General features: G+C 44.0%; 18 protein-coding genes, 1 rRNA gene, 1 other RNA gene and 1 other annotated feature (1 of these 21 only partly in view). All 20 genes read left to right on the top strand.

Annotation, left to right across the window (positions count from 1 at the left end):
- Positions 1-7: a binding site (T-box leader), on the top strand (it extends 215 nt beyond the left edge of the window).
- Positions 8-69: 62 nt separating this feature from the next.
- Entirely contained in the window at positions 70-1,344 is a 1,275-nt protein-coding gene (gene serS, locus EBO34_RS20305) for a serine--tRNA ligase (protein ID WP_122902077.1), read from the top strand.
- A gap of 887 nt (positions 1,345-2,231) precedes the next feature.
- Positions 2,232-3,221 carry an ABC transporter ATP-binding protein gene (locus EBO34_RS20300; protein WP_122902093.1) on the top strand — a complete coding sequence of 330 codons (990 nt, stop codon included), beginning with the start codon at positions 2,232-2,234 and terminating at the stop codon, positions 3,219-3,221.
- Positions 3,181-4,164, top strand: coding sequence for an ABC transporter ATP-binding protein (locus EBO34_RS20295; RefSeq protein WP_122902075.1), 984 nt, complete (start codon positions 3,181-3,183; stop codon positions 4,162-4,164). The genes EBO34_RS20300 and EBO34_RS20295 overlap by 41 nt, the downstream gene beginning before the upstream one ends.
- A gap of 95 nt (positions 4,165-4,259) precedes the next feature.
- Positions 4,260-6,095: a peptide-binding protein gene (locus tag EBO34_RS20290; protein WP_122902073.1), complete on the top strand. Its 1,836-nt coding sequence runs from the start codon at positions 4,260-4,262 to the stop codon at positions 6,093-6,095.
- Between the two features lie 77 nt (positions 6,096-6,172).
- Complete coding sequence (locus tag EBO34_RS20285) at positions 6,173-7,138, top strand: ABC transporter permease (protein WP_122902071.1); 966 nt, start codon at positions 6,173-6,175, stop codon at positions 7,136-7,138.
- An 11-nt stretch (positions 7,139-7,149) separates the two neighbouring features.
- Positions 7,150-8,067 (top strand): oligopeptide ABC transporter permease, encoded by a 918-nt coding sequence (opp4C, locus tag EBO34_RS20280; protein ID WP_122902069.1) that lies wholly within the window; start codon positions 7,150-7,152, stop codon positions 8,065-8,067.
- Between the two features lie 742 nt (positions 8,068-8,809).
- Positions 8,810-9,823 (top strand): ABC transporter ATP-binding protein, encoded by a 1,014-nt coding sequence (locus EBO34_RS20275; RefSeq protein WP_122902067.1) that lies wholly within the window; start codon positions 8,810-8,812, stop codon positions 9,821-9,823.
- Positions 9,820-10,803, top strand: a complete 984-nt coding sequence (locus EBO34_RS20270; RefSeq protein ID WP_122902065.1) for an ABC transporter ATP-binding protein — start codon at positions 9,820-9,822, stop codon at positions 10,801-10,803. Before EBO34_RS20275 ends, EBO34_RS20270 begins: the two co-directional genes overlap by 4 nt.
- Positions 10,804-10,851: 48 nt before the next feature.
- Positions 10,852-12,627 carry an oligopeptide ABC transporter substrate-binding protein gene (gene opp4A, locus EBO34_RS20265; RefSeq protein ID WP_122902063.1) on the top strand — a complete coding sequence of 592 codons (1,776 nt, stop codon included), beginning with the start codon at positions 10,852-10,854 and terminating at the stop codon, positions 12,625-12,627.
- A 56-nt stretch (positions 12,628-12,683) separates the two neighbouring features.
- Positions 12,684-13,649, top strand: coding sequence for an oligopeptide ABC transporter permease (gene opp4B / locus EBO34_RS20260; RefSeq protein ID WP_122902061.1), 966 nt, complete (start codon positions 12,684-12,686; stop codon positions 13,647-13,649).
- A gap of 10 nt (positions 13,650-13,659) precedes the next feature.
- Entirely contained in the window at positions 13,660-14,565 is a 906-nt protein-coding gene (opp4C, locus tag EBO34_RS20255) for an oligopeptide ABC transporter permease (protein WP_122902059.1), read from the top strand.
- Between the two features lie 302 nt (positions 14,566-14,867).
- Positions 14,868-15,380, top strand: coding sequence for a tRNA adenosine(34) deaminase TadA (gene tadA, locus EBO34_RS20245; RefSeq protein ID WP_122902055.1), 513 nt, complete (start codon positions 14,868-14,870; stop codon positions 15,378-15,380).
- Positions 15,381-15,386: 6 nt separating this feature from the next.
- Entirely contained in the window at positions 15,387-15,548 is a 162-nt protein-coding gene (locus EBO34_RS20240) for a YycC family protein (RefSeq protein WP_122902053.1), read from the top strand.
- Between the two features lie 117 nt (positions 15,549-15,665).
- Positions 15,666-15,931, top strand: an RNA gene (gene ffs / locus EBO34_RS20235) — signal recognition particle sRNA large type.
- 287 nt (positions 15,932-16,218) lie between these two features.
- Positions 16,219-17,919, top strand: coding sequence for a DNA polymerase III subunit gamma/tau (gene dnaX / locus EBO34_RS20230; RefSeq protein WP_122902051.1), 1,701 nt, complete (start codon positions 16,219-16,221; stop codon positions 17,917-17,919).
- A 36-nt stretch (positions 17,920-17,955) separates the two neighbouring features.
- Positions 17,956-18,267, top strand: coding sequence for a YbaB/EbfC family nucleoid-associated protein (locus EBO34_RS20225; protein ID WP_122902049.1), 312 nt, complete (start codon positions 17,956-17,958; stop codon positions 18,265-18,267).
- A 224-nt stretch (positions 18,268-18,491) separates the two neighbouring features.
- Positions 18,492-19,088 (top strand): recombination mediator RecR, encoded by a 597-nt coding sequence (gene recR / locus EBO34_RS20220; protein WP_122902047.1) that lies wholly within the window; start codon positions 18,492-18,494, stop codon positions 19,086-19,088.
- Positions 19,089-19,105: 17 nt separating this feature from the next.
- Positions 19,106-19,324 (top strand): YaaL family protein, encoded by a 219-nt coding sequence (locus tag EBO34_RS20215; protein WP_122902045.1) that lies wholly within the window; start codon positions 19,106-19,108, stop codon positions 19,322-19,324.
- Positions 19,325-19,414: 90 nt separating this feature from the next.
- Positions 19,415-19,681, top strand: coding sequence for a pro-sigmaK processing inhibitor BofA family protein (locus tag EBO34_RS20210; RefSeq protein ID WP_122902043.1), 267 nt, complete (start codon positions 19,415-19,417; stop codon positions 19,679-19,681).
- 292 nt (positions 19,682-19,973) lie between these two features.
- Positions 19,974-20,073, top strand: a 16S ribosomal RNA gene (locus tag EBO34_RS20205); the annotation flags it as partial.

The raw sequence follows: 20,073 nt of genomic DNA, 5'->3' as shown, positions 1-20,073 counted from the left end.
CCCTATTTGGGGACGGGAGTTTTTTGTGTTTTCCATTCCTTCACTGTTAAAGAAAGAGGAGGGCAAACAATGTTAGATGTAAAATTACTGCGAAAAGACTTTGAAAACATCAAAGAAAAACTTGCACACAGAAATGAAGACATTAGTGATCTTGACCGCTTCGGAGAGCTCGATGTGACAAGACGGGAACTTATTAAAAAAACAGAAGAACTAAAGGGCCGCAGAAACACCGTATCCCAGGAGGTCTCTCAGTTAAAAAGAGAGAAAAAAGACGCAGATCATCTGATAAAAGAAATGAAGGAAGTATCTGCAACAATCAAAGATCTTGATGATAAACTGCGAACCGTGGATCAGGAACTGGAACAGCTGCTCCTCACAATTCCTAATATTCCTCACGAGAGTGTACCCGTGGGTGCTGATGAAGAGGACAACCATGAAGCTCGTAAATGGGGAGATCTGCCGGCGTTTTCCTTTGAGGCGAAGCCTCATTGGGATCTTGCGACAAACCTCGGAATCCTTGATTTCGAGCGTGCCTCAAAAGTTACAGGAAGCCGTTTCGTTTTCTATAAAGGACAAGGGGCGAGACTTGAGCGTGCCCTGATCAACTTTATGATGGATCTTCATGAAGATGAGCACGGCTATGAAGAAGTGATGCCGCCGTACATGGTTAACCGAGACAGCATGACTGGAACAGGTCAGCTTCCGAAGTTTGAAGAAGATGCATTCAAAATTCGTGAGGAAGACTACTTTCTTATCCCAACAGCAGAAGTACCGGTAACGAATATGCATCGTGATGAAATCATTGATGCAAACCAGCTTCCGATTGCCTATACTGCATACAGCGCATGTTTCCGTTCTGAAGCAGGCTCTGCGGGAAGAGATACGCGAGGGCTGATCAGACAGCACCAGTTTAACAAAGTGGAGCTTGTTCGTTTTGTTAAGCCTGAAGAATCTTATGAACAACTGGAGCTTCTTACTTCCCACGCCGAGAAAGTCCTTCAGCTGCTTAAGCTTCCATACCGTGTTATGAACATGTGTACCGGAGATCTTGGTTTTACAGCTGCTAAGAAGTACGATATCGAAGTGTGGATCCCAAGCTATGAGACATACCGGGAGATTTCTTCCTGCAGTAACTTTGAATCTTTTCAGGCACGACGTGCGAACATCCGTTTCAGACCTGAAGCAAAAGGTAAGACTGATTACGTGCACACGTTAAATGGATCCGGCCTGGCTATTGGCCGGACAGTTGCTGCTATTCTTGAGAATTATCAGCAGGAAGACGGCACTGTTGTTATTCCTGAAGTGTTAAGACCGTATATGGGTGGAAAAGAAGTAATTAAATAATCTTCAAAGTAAAAGGCGCCTTCCGGGAATAAATTCTCAGAGGCGTCTTTTATAATGGCCGGCTTATTGACCATTGTTGATTTATAAGAAGTGTTGATTGGAGCGAATGCGCCACACCCCTGCGGGAGCAATGAGCGTTTACATCACGAATCAGCTGCTTCGACGCAGAAAGCTGCGAAGCATAACTGGGAGAGGAAGAAGCAGGGGTATTTCACGTGCGTGAAACGAGGCTCACCGGCGCCCCCGCGGAAAGCACTAGAGTCTTTTAATAGGGATTTGTATAAAAATAATAAAATTGAGTAGTGTTCTGCATTTCTATCGTTACGGATACTTTCTTAATAAAATAATTAATAAAACTATTTTCCCATATTAGCATATTAAAGCGAAGGCCATGGGGTCAGCGGGAAGCAAGAAGAAAACTCCTCAAAAAGTCACGGAATTTTACATATAACATTGTCGAAAAATGAACGGGATTTAGTATGGAAGAAGATGTTACATATTAATTTTTATTCATCAAAACGAATATAAATTTAAATAAGGCTGTAAAACTCCTTATAAATTATAAATATGCGTATGAGTTCATATCATAAATATTCCATTTTATTCGAATAACGAAATATCTAAAGATAAAAAATTTTTAGAAAACTCTGTACTTACTGTTTTTACTATGATACATTAATGTCATTAAAACGATACATTTTTGATACATAGATTTACCGGTTAAAAGTCTTTTGAAAATTTATACTCATATCTGTATAAACTATCATTTTATATCAATTCTGCTATCTTGATATAAAAAGACTAAGCTACTGGGAAAAAGATGGGGTGAGCTTGTGCAGCGTAGTGAGCATTTACTGGAAGTGAAAGGGCTTAAAACGTATTTTTACATGGAAGGTGACAGAGTAGCCAAAGCAGTTGACGGTGTTGATTTTCATATCGACCGTGGAGAAACGCTGGCTCTTGTAGGAGAATCCGGAAGTGGAAAAAGTATTACGTCTTTATCGGTTATGAGGCTGATCCCTCAGCCGCCAGGGAAGATACTTGAAGGATCCATTAAATTGGACGGAAAAGAGTTGTTGACGCTATCTGACAGTGAGATGAGGAAGGTACGCGGAAACGACATGGGTATGATATTCCAGGAACCGATGACCTCATTGAACCCTGTTTTTACAATAGGAAACCAGATCGCAGAAACGTTAATGAAACATAAAAAAATGACAAAGAAACAAGCATATAAAAAAGCAGTCGAGCTTCTCAGAGTCGTAGGTTTTGCACGGGCAGAAGACATCGTTAACGAGTATCCCCACCAGCTTTCAGGGGGGATGCGTCAACGTGCGATGATCGCCATCGCTATGTCCTGTGACCCAAAACTATTGATCGCTGATGAGCCTACAACTGCCCTTGATGTAACCATTCAGGCCCAGATTCTGGACTTGATGGTGGAAATGAAAGAGAAGTTTGACTCTTCCATCCTCCTTATTACCCATGACCTTGGAGTAGTAGCAGAAGTAGCCGACCGGGTTATGGTTATGTATGGCGGTCAGATTGTTGAAGAAGCGAGAGCAGATGAACTATTTACAGACCCGCAGCATCCATATACAAGAGGTTTGATGGGAAGTATCCCGAATATTGACGCTGATGTTGAACGGCTTGAATCGATCAGAGGATCCGTACCGCCTGCGCACCGTTTCCCACAAGGATGCCGATTCGCACCACGGTGTGATCACGCAATGGATATCTGCCGGGAATCGAATCCGGAGCTGCTGGAGACAAAAGCTAAACACAAAGTGCGCTGTTATCTCTACGAGCCTTTGAGTGGAGAAGGAGGACAAGGCAATGGAACAACAAGAGAAGCTGTTAGAAGTACGAAATCTTAAAAAATACTTTCCTGTAAAAGGGGGAGTACTTCAACGGACAGTCGGACACGTAAAAGCAGTCGATGATATCAGTATCGATATTTATAAAGGTGAAACTCTTGGGATTGTTGGGGAGTCAGGTTCCGGGAAGTCGACTCTCGGCCGGACCATTCTCAGACTTATGGATCCTACTGAAGGAGACGTCATTTTTAAAGGCGAAAACATCGCAACGGTTAAACAGGGGAAAATGCGAAAGTACCGTCAGGATATGCAGATGGTATTCCAGGACCCTTACGCATCTCTTAACCCAAGGATGAGTGTAGGAGAAATTATTGAAGAACCGATGCTTGTTCAAAAAACGATGGCAAAAAAAGACCGTAAAGAGAAAGTTGTCGACCTTTTGAAAAAGGTAGGCCTGCCGGCAGAAGCGAGAGAGAAGTATCCTCACGAATTCTCAGGCGGTCAAAGACAGAGAATCGGGATTGCAAGAGCCCTCAGTATGAACCCTGAATTCGTTATTGGTGATGAGCCGGTATCCGCGCTAGATGTATCGGTTCAATCGCAGGTTCTTAACCTGATGGAAGACTTACAGAAAGAATTTAATCTCACTTATCTCTTTATTGCCCATGATTTGAGTGTTGTTAAACATATTTCTGACAGAGTAGGTGTCATGTACCTGGGAAGAATGGCCGAAATCGGTCCAAAGAAGCTCATTTACGACAACCCGCTTCACCCGTATACGAAAGCCCTTCTATCTTCTGTACCGGTTCCGGATGTTACACGGAGAAGAGAGAAGATAAAATTAAAAGGAGAGCTTCCGAGTCCGTCAAATCCGCCGACTGGGTGCTCATTCCACACACGATGCCCCGAGGCTCATGACCGGTGCAAAGTGGACAGGCCTGAACTGATTCATCAAGGTGAAGGACAGTATGTGGCTTGTCATTTGTACAGTGAAAAGAAATAAATAAAAAATGCACTTTAAGGAGGTGAGGCAAGGGAGAGGAGAGTTTGGGTTAATTGTTTTTGTAATTTTTAAAATATTAAGGGGGTAACACTATCATGAAGTTCAGTAAATTTTGGCTAATGTTAATTTTATCATTGTCACTCGTGTTCGCTTTGGCAGCATGTGGTGATGATGAAGAAGCTTCTGGCGAATCCGAGGGGGATGACGCAACAGAAGAAGATGCAGCAGAAGGTGACGATGGTGAAGATGCAACGGAAGAAGACGATGATGCTGAAGAGGGAGATTCCGGCGAAGCACAGCAAGGCGGAACGATCAATGCAGGTATGTATTCTGCTCCAGGTCACCAATTCAACCCATTATTCTACTCTGATGCGTATGAAGCAAACATCCTAAGCTTCACTCACGAATCTCTGGTTCAGCTCAATGACGAACTTGAGTACGAGCCATCCCTTGCAAAAGACTGGGAAATTAACGACGAATTTACAACAATTACTTACTACCTGAACGAAGGCGTTCAGTGGCATGACGGTGAAGAGTTCACTGCTGATGACGTGTACTTCACATATGCAACAATCGCTGATCCTGAGTATGTTGCTTCAGGCGGAGTGCGTACAAACTACGTTGCCGGTCTTGTAGGTTACGAAGCTTACAGCACAGGTGAAGCTGATACTTTTGAAGGTGTAGAAGTCATTGACGACTATACTGTAGCGTTCCACTATGAAGAAGAAAACATTAAAATGCTTTTTGACACAAGCTTTATCATTGTACCTGCTCACCCATTCGAAGACATGGCAGTTTCTGATATTCCAGATGCTGATGCTTCCCGTAATGCTGGTGAAGTTGTAGGTACGGGTCCTTACGAGCTTACTGACATGATCGAAGGAGAGCAGTATGTTCTTACAGCTTTTGCTGATTACTGGCAAGGAGAGCCTCACCTTGATGGAATTACATGGCGTGTAATTCAGCAGTCTGTAATGCCAGGTCTTCTTGAAAGCGGAGAGCTTGACATGATTGCTGAGCCAAACGGTGTCCCTGCTTCTGACTTTGAGCGTGTAGATGCTCTAGAAAACATTACAACTTTTGAAACACAAGACTTTGGTTACCAGTACATGGGCTTTAAATTCCACCACCGTACAACAGAAGACGTTGAGAGTGGTACGATCAACCCTGATAACTGGGTTGAAAACGAAAAGTTATCTGATGTACGTGTTCGTCAGGCAATTGTAAGTGCCATTAACCGTCAAGGTATCGTAGACGGGCTTCTATACGGAAAAGGTTCTGTAATGGAAGCGCCATTCCCGGAAGCTTCTTGGGCTTATGATCCAGACGCTGTAACGGAATACCCATACGATCCGGACCGCGCCAATGAGCTTCTTGATGAAGCAGGATACGTTGACGTAACAGGTGACGGATTCCGTGAAGATCCAGACGGTAACGAGTATGTTCTTAACCTTGACTACCCAACTGGAAACGAAGTACGTGAGCGTACAGCACCAATCATCGCTGATGAGCTTGGAGCAGTAGGAATTAAGGTTGACCTTCGTCAGCCACGTGAAGCTGGTCCTCACTTTGACGCAATTGAGCAAGATAACAACGACTTTGACCTTTACCTTGCGGGATGGAGCCTTGCAGTTGGTGACCCGGATCCAGCCGGAATCTGGCAGTCTACTGCAGCATACAACTACACTCGCTGGAACGATTCAACAAGTGACGAGTTGATCCAAAAAGCTGTTACTGCACCAGATGCATTTGAGCAGGACTACCGTGCAGAAGTATACAACGAGTGGGCTGCCCACGTATCTGAACAGGTACCAATGGTGTTCCTATACTCTGCTGACAACATCTATGCTTACAACTCTGCACTGCAAAACGTAAAAGAACTGCCAGCTGGAATCTACCAAGATTCTCACCTCTGGTATTTAGCACAATAATTGTAGAAGTGTCATGGTAAAGAGGTGTGCGGCCCTCGGTCGCACACTTACTTTTTACCTGGTGGGAGGAATTTTGAATGCACAAATATATCATTCGGCGTACGTTACAGTTTATTCCCATGCTTTTTCTTGTGACGGTTCTCGTATTTGGACTGGCTAAAGCAGCACCGGGAGATGTGTTGTCAGGTGAAATGCTCGATCCTAATATCCCTCACGAGGTATTGGAGCAAAGAAGAGAGGCACTTGGTCTTAACGACCCGATACATATTCAGTATTGGAACTGGCTTTCATCAGTTGCCCAGGGTGATCTTGGAACATCCATGCAATACGCCAACAGGCCGGTTATTGATTTGATTCAGTCAAGGATTATGAACACGGTTTATTTAGCACTCTTTTCTCTCGTTATTACATTGGCAGTTGCCATACCAATCGGAATTTATTCCGCAACGAGAAAATATTCACTGTTTGATTATGGAGCTACGACCTTTGCCTTTTTAGGTCTGGCCACACCGAACTTTTTTGCCGGATTGCTCGCCATTTGGCTGTTATCCTTCCAGTTTGGCTGGTTTCCTGCCCAAGGAACCACCTCAGCCGTGGGGTTAAGCGGGTTCGAACTATTTGTAGATAAACTCAGACACCTGGTGTTACCTGGATTTACATTAGGCCTGGCCAGTACCGCTGTGTACATGAGGTATATGCGTACTGAAATTCTAGAAATCAAAGGTAGTGACTTCATTCGAACCGCACATGCTAAAGGACTTACTAAGAATTCTGTGTTGTATAAGCATACGCTTCGAAATGCCCTTATCCCGATCATTACATTATTAGGTTTTGAGTTTGGGTTCTTGTTAAGTGGAGCAGTTATTACTGAAGCGGTATTTAACTACCCGGGAATTGGAACGTTATTCCTGAACTCCATTAGTAACCGTGACTATCCGGTAATTATGGCTATTAATCTGATTCTTGCAGTAACAATATTACTTGGAAATCTTTTAGCGGATATCTTCTATGCTGTCGTCGATCCGCGTATTCGCTACGATTGAGGTGAAAGCTGATGGAAACACATTCTAATCAACAAGTAGGAACTGCAGTTCCTCCCGCTAAAACAGAAGCAGAGAAAAGCTTAAGCCCTTTTCAACTGGCGATGCGGAGGTTTCTCAGGAATAAGCTTGCCATTGCCGGGCTGGTTGTATTATCATTCTTCATCCTTGTGGCTATTTTCGCAGATGTGATAGCGCCTCATAGTCCAACGGCACACAACTATTACAATATTGAAGCAAAAGCGTCTTCAGAGCACTGGCTTGGAACAGACAGTTCTGGACGGGATAACTTCTCGAGACTTGTATACGGGGCAAGAATTTCTTTAACAATAGGATTCTTCGCCATGCTGTTCACTGTCGTTATCGGTGTCTTATTAGGCTCCCTTGCCGGCTATTATGGAAAATGGGTTGACGGCATCATCATGAGAGCGACGGATCTTATGCTGATCCTCCCGTTCCTTCTGTTGATTCTGACAATTATTGCGATTGTACAGTCGGTTACCATTACACTGTTTATAACCATTATCGCGGTGACATCCTGGCCGAACCTGACAAGGATTATAAGAGCAACCTTCCTTTCCCTCAGGGAAAAAGAGTATGTTCTCGGAGCCCGTTCGATTGGAGCTTCGGATTTCAGAATTATTTTTAAGCACTTCCTTCCAAACGCAGTCGGTCCGATCATCGTTAATGCTACATTAATGATGGCTACAATGATTATTCTTGAATCAGGCCTCAGCTTTATCGGCTTTGGTATTCCGCAGCCGACTCCGACATGGGGGAACATGATTACAGAAGCCAATAGTCTTCGAATTCTTGAAAATAACTGGGAAACGTGGGTCCCGCCGGGTCTGGCAATCTTACTTACTGTACTTGCCATTAACTTTATCGGTGACGGCTTACGAGATGCTTTTGACCCTAAAAGTAACCAATAATATGAGAAAGCTGCCTTTTCAAAGGTGGCTTTTTCTTTTGAATATCAGTGCATTTTTATGTATGACACTTTAAAGGATAAAAGAGTTAAATACACAATTTCTATAATAAAGTAGGCGGAAATTTGTTTAATTTTGTAATATTAGATAGGAATTTAGTAGTGTTTTTACTAAAAAACAAACAGAGTTGTAAAAAAATTTAAATATATCCATGCATATATGGAGTAATCAGTGTATAATGTTCCGTGAACTGTAAAAAGGTCATGTTTTCATTCATTCAGATTTCCTAACTCATTTCTCATGCATAAAAGTGCAATGAGAACAAATGAGGATCCTGGTAATTTGAGAGGAGGCTGGAAATAGGACTTCCTGTTCACTGGTATCGATATAAACGGTGATTATTCTACGACTTTCTCATCCAAATCGATAGAAGTGGTATTTACATAGTCTAGTAAGAAAGCGCCTTTAATTATCTTGATATAATTTTTTGTTCGCTTCTAAATTATGTAAAAATATTGATTACTTAAGATGGTCATACCGTCGAATTGCCAGGTGAGAGGTTTCCTGCTTGAATATTCTTTGCTCTTATTTATCTGACAATTACAATAATTGAGGTAATTGTTACGAAATTGTTAGGGGATTGAAAAAGAAATAAAACATTGACTATGTTATGAAACTATAATACTATTTTAAATAACTAGATTTTTTATTATTTTCAGAAAATATTGAAGGGTTTGATTATCCTATGAGCAAGCAGAATGCGCTTCTAGAGATAAACGACTTGCACACTGGATTTAACATTGACGGAGAACAATATCACGCTGTTAAAGGCGTATCCTTCAATGTAGGGTCGAAGGAAGTTGTTTGTGTCGTTGGGGAGTCGGGTTGTGGAAAGAGTGTAATGTCTCTTTCAATTATGCAATTACTTCCTAAGCATAATGGATCAATAGATAAGGGGCAGATTCTTTTTAAAGGGAAGGATCTTGCAGACTTAACTGAAAGTGAAATGAACAGCGTCAGGGGTAAGGATATCAGTATGATTTTCCAGGAACCTATGACGGCGCTTAACCCCGTACTGACAATCGGATTCCAGCTTGATGAAGTTTTACTGAACCATACAGATGCTTCAAAAGAGCAAGTACGGAAAAAAAGTATTCAGCTTTTAAAAGACGTTGGTATCTCAAGGTCTGAGCAGATTGTGCACGAGTATCCGCACCAGCTTTCAGGGGGCATGCGTCAACGGGTTATGATCGCCATGGCTATCGCTTGTGAACCTGCACTTCTAATTGCTGATGAACCTACAACAGCACTTGATGTAACGGTTCAGGCTCAGATTCTCGAATTAATTAAGAAAATTCAGAATGATAAAGGTATGGCCGTTATGCTCATTACTCATGACCTTGGTGTTGTAGCTGAGATGGCAGACAAGGTTGTCGTCATGTACGCAGGACAAGTTGTTGAGCAGTCCGATGTGGACCGTATTTTCCATGATCCTAAGCATCCATATACGAAAGCGCTTCTCGGCTCTATTCCAAAGCTGGATGAGAAGGAAGAGGAGCTTTATACAATTAAAGGTATTGTTCCATCATTAAAGAACATGCCGAAGCAAGGCTGCCGTTTTGTGGATCGTTGCCCGGAGGCGATGCCTGAGTGTAAACAAATTGATCCGCAGCTGGGTGAAACGAATAAAGGCCACGCCGTTCGCTGTCTCCTTTACGAAACAAGTCAGCCTGGCAAAAAAGCGGAGGTGCGAGCATGACACAATCACAAAAGTCAGAACATTTGCTGGAAATTAAAGAATTAAAAAAATATTACCCTGTACTGGGCGGCTTTTTCAGAAAAAAGATTGGTGATGTTAAAGCCGTAGATAATATTTCGTTTGAGCTTAAGCGCGGAGAAACATTCGGTCTGGTTGGGGAGTCGGGGTGCGGGAAATCCACTGCCGGCCGAACGATCACTCGTTTGTTTAAACCGACAAGCGGTAAGATCTTTTTCGAAGGAGAAGACATCACAAGCATTTACGGATCGCGTCTTCGCAACATGCGTAAAGATATTCAGATGGTCTTCCAGGATCCGTACGCATCGCTGAACCCGAAAATGATGGTAGGGAGCATCGTATCCGAACCGATCCTTAACTACCGCAGAGTGTCGGAAAAAGCAGTCAGGGATGAAGTTATGGACCTGCTTACTAAAGTAGGGCTTCCTGAAGATGCCTACTTTAAATATCCTCATGAATTTTCCGGAGGGCAGCGCCAGCGTATCGGGATTGCCCGTGCCCTTGCACTGAAGCCGAAGCTGATTGTGGCGGACGAGCCTGTATCTGCCCTTGATGTATCTGTACAGTCACAGGTGCTGAACCTGCTTAAGAGTCTTCAAAAAGAGTTTAACCTGACTTTGCTGTTTATCGCTCATGACCTGAGTGTTGTTAAACATATGAGTGATCGTATCGGCGTTATGTATCTCGGTAACCTTGTTGAAGTTGCTGATGCTGACGACCTTTACGCGAACCCGAAACACCCATATACAAAAGCGCTGATCTCTGCGATTCCTATGCCTGATCCGCGTAATAAGAGTGCCCGTATCATTTTAAAAGGTGACGTACCGAGCCCTCAGAATCCACCTGTTGGCTGTGCGTTTCATCCACGCTGTCCGGAAGCCATGCCTCAGTGCAGCGAAAGAAAACCTCAGTTGAAGGAGGTGAATCGGGAGCACCGCGTTTCGTGCTTACTTTACGATTAACCGTTTTTTGACTGGATCAAACACATTTATTAAGGGGGATTTATCAGGATGAGAAAATCATTATTGCTACTCTTAGCGATGCTTCTTTCAATCTCGATTTTCGTTGTAGCCTGCGGCGGCGACGGAGACGAGCCTGCAGATACTGACGCAGACGAAGAAGTAGAAGGCGGAGAAGAAGACACTGATGCAGACGCTGATGCCGATGAAGAAGGCGGAGACGACACTGCACAAGAAGATGCACCACAAGGTGGAACTGTAACATACGGTTACACACAACCATTTGCAGGAACATTTGACTGGTCATTTTATGGCGGTCAGGATGACAGCCTTGCACTAAAAATCTTTAGCGGTGATGCACTTGTAAAAACAGGTGATGATTTAATGCCGGAACCACACCTTGCTCAGTTTGACATTTCTGATGACGGTACTGTTATCACGTTCGAACTTGAAGAAGGCGTAATGTGGCACAACGGTGAAGAACTAACTGGGGAAGACTTTAAATTCGCGTGGGAAGTCATTGCTCACCCGGATTACCCAGGTGTACGTTTTTCAAACGTTGAAATGATTGAAGGCGCACAGGAAATGAAGGACGGTGACGCCGACGAAATTTCCGGTATCAACCTTGTTGATGACTATACAATTGAATTAACAGTTACAGAGGCTGCCCCAAACACAATCAGCAACCTTTGGACATACCCAATGCCAAAAGCTCACCTCGAGCACCTTGAAGTAGCTGAGATGGAAGAGTCTGACGAGGTTCGTCGTAACCCTGTTGGTCTTGGAGCTTACAAAGTAACAAACATCGTACCTGGTGAGCAGGTAGAATTTGAAGCATTTGAAGACTACTGGAGAGGTGCACCTAACCTTGATGGCGTTGTTTACAAAGTAATTGACGGCGCAATGGCCGGTGAACTTCTTGCACAGGGCGAAGTTGACATCATTGACTTACCACCTAGCCAGGCGATTCAGCTTGAAGGTAACGACAATGTATACCTTGAAGAAGTAGAAGCACTTTCTTACAGCTATATCGGCTTTAAATTAGGTCACTGGGATGGCGAGAAAAACGTCATGGACAACCCTAAGTTTGAAGATGTACGTGTACGTCAGGCAGTTGCACATGCAATTGACCGTCAAGGAATCATCGATTCATTCAGCGAAGGTTACGGTACTGTAATCAACGCACCTGAATCTGTAATCAGCTGGGCTTACCCGGATGAGTCTACTCTTAATCAGTATGAGTACGATCCTGAACGTGCAATGGAGCTTCTTGCTGAAGCTGGATATGAAGATACAAACGGTGACGGATTTGTTGAAACTCCGGACGGAGAAGAGTTCTCTGTAAACTTCATGGCAATGAGCGGTACTGATATTTCTGAGCCACGTGCCCAGTATATCGTTCAAAACCTGCAGGATGCAGGAATTAACGCACAGTTACAAAATGGTCAACTTTTTGAATTCAACCTTTTCTATGACTTAGTTGAAGAAGACGATGAAGACATCGACTTGTTCATGGGTGCATGGGGTCTGTCTGCTGATCCGGATCCAACTGGTCTTTGGAAAGAAAACGACTTCTGGAACTTCCCACGTTGGGTAAACGAAGATTCTGAAGAGCTTATCGCCCGCGGGTTGAGCGAGGAAGCGTTAGATATCGACTACCGTACGGAAGTATACCAAGAGTGGCACCAGCTTGTTAACGAAGAGCTGCCGCTTGTTCCACTTAGCTCTCCAATCACTATTTACGCGATCAACTCTGAAGTTCAAGGTGTAACACCGGACATCAGAGATGCGATTACTGATCCGCACCTATGGTACAGAGAGAACTAAGAATCCTGTAACACGAAGAGGGTACTTCAACGAGTCCTCAGCAAGGAGAAATGATCATGTTACTTTACTCATTACGCAGAATTCTCATCATGATTCCAATCATGGTTATGATCTCCATTGTAGTATTTGCCCTGGCATTAGCCATGCCAGGGGATGCCCTCTCGGGGCAAATTGATCCAGCAAATTCGTCACCTGAATACGTAGAAGAGATGCGAGAAAGACTTGGACTGAATGACCCTGTGCATGTGCAGTATGCCAGATGGGCAGGAAATATCCTGCAGTGGGATTTCGGCCGTTCTTATAATCATCGGATGCCAGTAACGGAAGTCATTGGTCAGCGGCTGCCGAACACAATTCTGCTTTCGGTTCTTTCATTGATTATTACGTACATCCTGGCCTTTTTCATGGGACGGTATGCGGGTCGTAACCCTTATACTATCGGAGATTACGGAATTCAAGGCTTAAACTATTTGATGTTGGCAATTCCAAGTTTCGTAGCTGCTATTTTTGCAATCTTTCTATTCTCTTTCCAACTCGGCTGGTTCCCTGCAACTGGGAGTATTAGCTCGGGAGTGGAACCTGGGACAATGGAATATTACCTGAGTAAATTAAAGCACGCTGCACTGCCTGCTTTAGTACTTGGTGGTCTTACTACAGCCAGTTACACTCAGTTTTTACGTAATGATATTATCGAAAGTGCTCAAAAAGATTATGTTCGAACAGCGCGTGCGAAAGGAACACCCGAAAGTCGCATTTATAACAAACATATTCTGCGAAACTCCGTGATTCCGATCGTAACGTTATTTGGTTTTGACATTGCAAGTATTATTGGCGGAGCCGTCATTATCGAAACAGTGTTTTCTTATCCTGGAATTGGACAATTACTAATCAGTTCAATTGATAACAGAGACTCCTCTGTCGTACTCGCGATTACGTTAATGCTATCGATTGCAACGCTCATCGGTAACTTAATAGCTGACCTCGTGTACGGTGTAGTAGATCCAAGGATAAGGGTAGAATAGAGGTGGAAAAATGGCAGCAACTGTAGATGCTCAAAAAGCAGAGGAATTGAAAAATAAGGCCAAAAAGCAATCCCCATGGTCGATTGCTCGCCGCAAACTGTTTCGAAATAAGCTGGCAATGATCAGTATTGCATTTCTTGTTCTTGTAACGATTCTTGCTTATCTGGCACCGTTCATTGCACCGTTTGATCCTAACCGGGTCGATATAATGAACCGTAATCAGCCTCCTGGAGGCGGATATCTGCTGGGAACAGACAATTCCGGTCGTGACATTCTATCCCTTCTCTTATATGGAGCAAGGACATCACTGACGATTGGTTTTGTATGTATGATTTCTGTCGTTATCATCGGAACATTTATCGGGTCCATTGCAGGATACTACGGTGGATGGGTTGATGCAGTACTCATGCGCTTTACGGACTTTGTAATGAACTTTCCATTCCTCGTTTTTGTTATCGTACTTGCATCGATCTTCCGTGATGCAGGGATATGGGCGCTTATTATCGTAATTAGTGCATTATCCTGGACTGGAGCAGCGCGGGTTGTGCGGAGTAAGACGATGTCTGAGAAGGAAAACGAATACGTAATGGCGGCAATCTCCATTGGAGGCTCACCATTAAAGGTTATTCGAAAGCATTTATTACCTAACGTTATGACAACGATCATCGTACAGGCTACTTTACTCTTAGCTGTAATGATTGTTGTTGAAACAGGATTAAGTTTCTTAGGGTTCGGTGTTCCATCAGGTACACCAAGCTGGGGAAATATGATGCAGGAAGCAAGACAGCCTCATGTTATCCGTTCATTCTGGTGGATCTGGGTGCCACCTGCACTGGCGATAACCTTTACGATCCTCGCTATCAATTTCATCGGGGAAGGAATCAAGGATGCCTTCAACCCTAAATCAGCAAGATAAATATGAGGCCGCATAGCCTGTTCTATTTCAAACACAATGAATGGACAGGTTATGCAGGCCTTTTCTTTACTCAAAATAAATGAAGTCCATCAGAAAGCGCGGATCCCGCGCTTTTTTGTTTCGTTGTTTTCGTATAAAGCAAACAAAGCAAATTTCCCGATAGAACAGCATTTTTCAAAAATGAACAAAATTTCCCGGGGAATTCAGACAAAATCAGACGTGGATGTAACCGCCCCTCTGTTGAGATGTCGGGGGAATTCAAGTACAATCGAAGCAATAAGTAAAAGAATGAGGATAAAAAAATGAACATACGGAATAATGACCCGGATCAGCGCTGGATGAAAGAGGCTGTAGCTGAAGCTGAAAAAGCGGAAGATAAAGGCGAAGTACCCATAGGAGCTGTAATCGTAAAAGATAACAAGGTAATTGGGAGAGGTCATAACTTGAGAGAATCGGTACAATTGGCCACATCCCATGCTGAAATGACAGCAATTCAGGGAGCGTGTGAGGCTGTCGGAAGCTGGCGGCTTGTTGACTGCACGCTCTATGTAACCCTGGAGCCATGTCCAATGTGTGCAGGGGCGATTGTGCAATCCCGAATTGAAAGAGTAGTCTATGGGGCGGCCGATCCTAAAGCAGGCTGTTGCGGAACGCTCATGAACCTGACAGACGAGCCGCGCTTTAACCACCAGGCTTACGTAACCTCAGGTATAATGGAAGAAACATGTTCCAACCTTCTTACTTCGTTTTTCCGGAAGCTTCGGGAACGTAAGAAAAGAAATAAGGCGGAATTTATGGAAGAAAAGAAAGGATGATGTTTTGTGCAGCCGAACAAATTCTCACTTGAAACAGCCCAAGTGCTGTCAAAAAAATTAAATATGCCCATCGAGCATATCATGCATACCCCTCCCCATATTATTATGGCGAAGATCGCAAAGCTTGAGGAAGGAGAAGCGAAAAAGGAAAAGTCTGAAGACGAATAAATGACAGAAAACATTACAGATATTTACAAACCCTATCTATTGCAATTGAGGGCTAAACCGATTATACTAGTAATTGCGTCGCTGATAGTGATGCAACCAAATATGTTATCAACTTTGCCGTGCTAGACGGGGAGGTAGCGGTGCCCTGTACTCGCAATCCGCTATAGCGAGGTCGAATTCCTTCCCCCGGTTTTAGCATCGTAGGGTCTGACCTAAGTAAGTGGTGTTGACATCTGGGTTCCACGCAACGGAAATCCGTGAATCGTGTCAGGTCCGGAAGGAAGCAGCACTAAGCGGTACCTTCTGTGTGCCGTGGAGTCGCCTGGATCGAGCTAACTGCTTAGGTAACGCCTGGGGTGTTAATCCCAAAGGAAGGTGCACGGCTTTATACATAATGAAGAAGACAGTCGCATAACAGGCGGCTGTCCTTTTTTATGAGCGGGTAAAAAGATTCCGGCCACTTGCAGTGCTGACGCGAGGCCACGAAGATTTTCATCCGGACTGAACAGAGCCATTGAAATAAATGAACTTCCGGGAAGAATCGTTTTGAAAAAGGGAAGATGAGCCGGTATAATAAAGAGAGTAAAAGAAGAAGGAAGCAAACAAATGTGTTTTTACACTATCAGAATGCATTCAGTCTCTTCAGGGATTGACCTAAAGGGGGAGAAACATGAGTTACCAAGCGCTTTACCGCGTCTGGCGTCCAAGAGTGCTGTCGGACGTTGTTGGACAAGAGCACATCACGACAACATTAAAAAATGCTTTAGTTCAACAAAAGCTCTCCCACGCCTATTTGTTTACCGGCCCTCGTGGAACCGGTAAAACGAGTGCGGCTAAGATTATTTCAAAAGCAATAAATTGTGAACATGCACCTGTAGAGGAACCTTGTAACCAATGTACTTCCTGCCGCGGAATATCAGATGGATCCATCGTTGATGTAATGGAAATTGATGCTGCAAGTAACAATGGTGTCGATGAAATAAGGGATATAAGGGATAAAGTGAAATTTGCCCCGAGTGCAGTTAAGTATAAAGTGTACATTATTGATGAAGTACATATGCTGTCGACAGGTGCTTTTAATGCTTTACTGAAGACCTTGGAAGAACCACCGAGGCACGTCATCTTTATACTGGCTACCACTGAACCCCATAAGATCCCCCTTACGATCATTTCGCGGTGTCAGCGGTTTGACTTTAAACGAATCTCCCCTGATTCCATGATTAATCGAATGAAGGAGATCGTCCAGGCTGGGGATATCGCTGTCGAGGAAGATGCGCTGGCAATGATTGCAAGGGCATCTGAAGGTGGTATGCGGGATGCCTTAAGTCTTCTTGACCAGGCTATCTCCTATTCTGAGTCGGCAGTTACTCTTCAGGATGTGCTGTCAATTATCGGAGCCGTTTCACAGCAACTCTTATTCGATATTGCCCAGGCTTTGAAAGAACAGGACGTAGCCAAAGCCCTCACGTCAATTGATGCTGTAGTAAAAGAAGGAAAAGATCCAAACCGCTTCATAGAAGATATGATCTATTTCTACAGAGATCTTCTATTATACAGGACGGCTCCGTCTTTAAAAGACTCCATGGAGAGGGTGACAGCAGATGAAACATTCATCTCGCTGTCGAAAGAACTGCCGTCCGAATGGATCTATAAAGTCATGGACCTGTTAAACCACTTCCAGCAGGAAATGAAGTGGTCCAATCACCCGAAGGTTTTCCTTGAGCTCTTTGCAGTGCGGGCCTGTCACGAGAGTAAACCTGCTGAAACCGGAGGGGCTGATTCCGATACGGTAAAGCAACTTGTCTCAAAAGTTAATGAACTGGAAAAGACAATTAAGCAGCTCCAGGCAAGCCCGGGTGGAGGCGCAGGAAACGGGGTGCAGCAGGCCGATGCCCAGCCTCAAAAGAAGCCGGTACCAAGAAGCCGTGCTGCCTCAGCCGGCAAAAGCCGCAGTCAGATGGGCAGGGTAAGGGAAATGCTCTCCGGTGCCAGCAAGGCAGAACTCCAGTCTCTCACAAGTAAGTGGGGACAAATTTCAGAACAGGTTAAAGGGAAAAGTGTACCTGCCTCTGCCTGGCTGAGTGACTGTAAGCCAGTTGCAAGTTCGGGCGATAAAGTAGTCCTGGCCTTTAAAAATGAAATGCACCGCGATATGATTGATACGAAGTTCCGGTCAATTGTTGAAGACGTTCTTTCGTCGGTGACAGGTAAACAAATTACCGTGCTTACGATCCTTACCATCCACTGGGAAGAAACAAAGGATACCTTTGTTAAAGAACAGCGTGGGGACGAAGGCGAGGAAGAGGAAGACCCGGTCGTAGGAGAAGCTATCAAGCTTATGGGTGAAGACCTGGTGGAAGTAAAAGAATAAACGAATTTTAACTATACGAAAGCGAGGAAACTAAAGATGAAAAACATGGGTAATATGATGAAGCAGATGCAAAAGATGCAAAAGGAAATGACAAAAGCGCAGGAGCAGTTAAAAGAAGAAACAGTACAGGCAACTGCAGGCGGGGGCATGGTCACAGTTGTAGTAACTGGTGAAAAGCGAGTGGTGGACATCCAGATTAACGAGGAGGTTGTCGATCCTGACGACGTAGAAATGCTGCAAGACCTCGTTTTAGCCGCTACCAACGAAGCTCTTACTCAGGTAGATGAACTAATTAATGAAAGAATGGGCAAATTCACTAAAGGAATGAACCTACCGGGAATGTTTTAAGGATGAAATGGGGCTGGCTCACACAAAGTTTTGAGCGAGCCCCGTATTACTATATATCTGACTGAAAAAACAGAGTGTAATAAGGCTGATCAGACAATGGGCAAACCCGCTATGCGTCAAAGTAAGGTGACTGATCACCGGGTGAACCGTGTACTGCAGGCCGCTAATACATGAACAGAAGCAGGCCTGACTCTACTTTTGTTCATATTGGAAGGTGGATTCACTTGCAATACCCAGAACCGATTTCAAAACTGATTGAGGGATTCATGCGCCTGCCGGGTATCGGTCCGAAAACCGCTGCAAGGCTGGCTTTTTATGTATTGGATATGAAAGAGGACGATGTCCTCGATTTTGCAAAAGCTTTGGTAAACGCGAAAAGGAACCTTACCTACTGTTCTGTCTGCCATCATATTACCGATACGGACCCGTGCCGGATCTGTGATGATAAAGCCAGGGACCAATCTATTATTTGTATTGTCCAGGAATCCAAAGACGTAATTGCAATGGAGAAAATGCGCGAATACTCCGGTCTGTATCACGTTCTCCACGGAGCTATTTCTCCTATGGATGGCGTAGGACCCGAAGACATCTATATTCCCGACTTGCTAAAAAGACTTCAGGATGACACCGTTCAGGAAGTAATCATCGCAACGAACCCCAACATTGAAGGAGAGGCCACGGCGATGTATATTTCACGTCTTGTAAAGCCTACCGGTATAAAGGTAACAAGAATTGCACACGGACTGCCTGTCGGCGGTGACCTTGAATATGCAGATGAAGTAACTCTCTCCAAAGCAATTGAGGGTAGAAGAGAGCTATAGATTAAAAGGAGGACATCATGTTTTTCCGTAAAAAAAGAAAGGTTCGCCGTAAAGGAGACGAGCGTCTCCTCGAAGAGATTGATGGACTAAAGGAGAGTCTCGATCAGCAAAAGGCCATGCTTGCCCACAGTTCTGATTACCAGGATCACCTTCTATATAAATCCAAACTGACAGAAGCGAAGTATCTTTTTCTATTAAAAGAGATTCGTCACAGACGGACCTCTAAGATCCGGTGACAGTTCTGCTGATAAAAATGTCTGCATAGAGTAGAGATAGGCTTGTCATAGTGGTCGGGCCTTAAAAAAGAGCAAAGGTGTGAAGGAGTAATGGAACCTATCTTTGTATTATCTCTTCTTGGAGCAGGCATTTTTTTGCTGCTTATATTAGGAGCGCCGATGAAACCTCTCCGGTGGATCGGGCAGGGTGCTATCAAAATTCTGATCGGTGCTTTGTTTTTATTTTTTTTAAATGCTTTTGGATCTTTGTTTGACTATCAGCTTCCTATTAATGTCTTTACTGCAGCTGTTACAGGCTTTCTCGGAATACCGGGCATCATCGTACTCTTACTGATTGACATGACAATCATGCCTTAATCTCTAAATCTTAAGTTGTCACAAGGCGGCTGGTCTGGTATATTGTTTGAGCAGTTCAAAGTGAACAGGAAACGTCCACTTTTAAAAAAGAGAATAAAAATAAAAAAGTTTATGAAACTTGTTGACTTAAAAAACTGCAGATGATATATTATTACTTGTCGCCGCGAAAGACACGGTGGCAAACGAAAGACAGTGACCTTTGAAAACTAAACAAAAAGCCAAGCGAAACGTGGGATAATGACAAGTTATCCCGTCAATGAATGAATTAAATGATGTCAGAGACATCAAACTTTCTATGGAGAGTTTGATCCTGGCTCAGGACGAACGCTGGCGGCGTGCCTAATACATGCAAGTCGAGCGGACTGATGGGGAGCTTGCTCCCCTGACGTCAG

The sequence above is a fragment of the Alteribacter keqinensis genome, from assembly GCF_003710255.1.
GTDB classification, from domain to species: Bacteria; Bacillota; Bacilli; order Bacillales; family Salisediminibacteriaceae; genus Alteribacter; species Alteribacter keqinensis.
The sequence above is the reverse complement of the archived record's forward strand: the minus strand, read 5'-3'. Positions and strand labels throughout refer to the sequence as shown.

What these genes read in the sequence shown, in the direction of transcription:
- serS (WP_122902077.1), top strand. Translation starts at nt 70, where the DNA reads ATGTTAGATGTAAAATTACTGCGAAAAGACTTTGAAAACATCAAAGAA.
- EBO34_RS20300 (WP_122902093.1), top strand. Translation starts at nt 2,232, where the DNA reads ATGGAAGGTGACAGAGTAGCCAAAGCAGTTGACGGTGTTGATTTTCAT.
- EBO34_RS20295 (WP_122902075.1), top strand. Translation starts at nt 3,181, where the DNA reads ATGGAACAACAAGAGAAGCTGTTAGAAGTACGAAATCTTAAAAAATAC.
- EBO34_RS20290 (WP_122902073.1), top strand. Translation starts at nt 4,260, where the DNA reads ATGAAGTTCAGTAAATTTTGGCTAATGTTAATTTTATCATTGTCACTC.
- EBO34_RS20285 (WP_122902071.1), top strand. Translation starts at nt 6,173, where the DNA reads ATGCACAAATATATCATTCGGCGTACGTTACAGTTTATTCCCATGCTT.
- opp4C (WP_122902069.1), top strand. Translation starts at nt 7,150, where the DNA reads ATGGAAACACATTCTAATCAACAAGTAGGAACTGCAGTTCCTCCCGCT.
- EBO34_RS20275 (WP_122902067.1), top strand. Translation starts at nt 8,810, where the DNA reads ATGAGCAAGCAGAATGCGCTTCTAGAGATAAACGACTTGCACACTGGA.
- EBO34_RS20270 (WP_122902065.1), top strand. Translation starts at nt 9,820, where the DNA reads ATGACACAATCACAAAAGTCAGAACATTTGCTGGAAATTAAAGAATTA.
- opp4A (WP_122902063.1), top strand. Translation starts at nt 10,852, where the DNA reads ATGAGAAAATCATTATTGCTACTCTTAGCGATGCTTCTTTCAATCTCG.
- opp4B (WP_122902061.1), top strand. Translation starts at nt 12,684, where the DNA reads ATGTTACTTTACTCATTACGCAGAATTCTCATCATGATTCCAATCATG.
- opp4C (WP_122902059.1), top strand. Translation starts at nt 13,660, where the DNA reads ATGGCAGCAACTGTAGATGCTCAAAAAGCAGAGGAATTGAAAAATAAG.
- tadA (WP_122902055.1), top strand. Translation starts at nt 14,868, where the DNA reads ATGAACATACGGAATAATGACCCGGATCAGCGCTGGATGAAAGAGGCT.
- dnaX (WP_122902051.1), top strand. Translation starts at nt 16,219, where the DNA reads ATGAGTTACCAAGCGCTTTACCGCGTCTGGCGTCCAAGAGTGCTGTCG.
- EBO34_RS20225 (WP_122902049.1), top strand. Translation starts at nt 17,956, where the DNA reads ATGAAAAACATGGGTAATATGATGAAGCAGATGCAAAAGATGCAAAAG.
- EBO34_RS20215 (WP_122902045.1), top strand. Translation starts at nt 19,106, where the DNA reads ATGTTTTTCCGTAAAAAAAGAAAGGTTCGCCGTAAAGGAGACGAGCGT.
- EBO34_RS20210 (WP_122902043.1), top strand. Translation starts at nt 19,415, where the DNA reads ATGGAACCTATCTTTGTATTATCTCTTCTTGGAGCAGGCATTTTTTTG.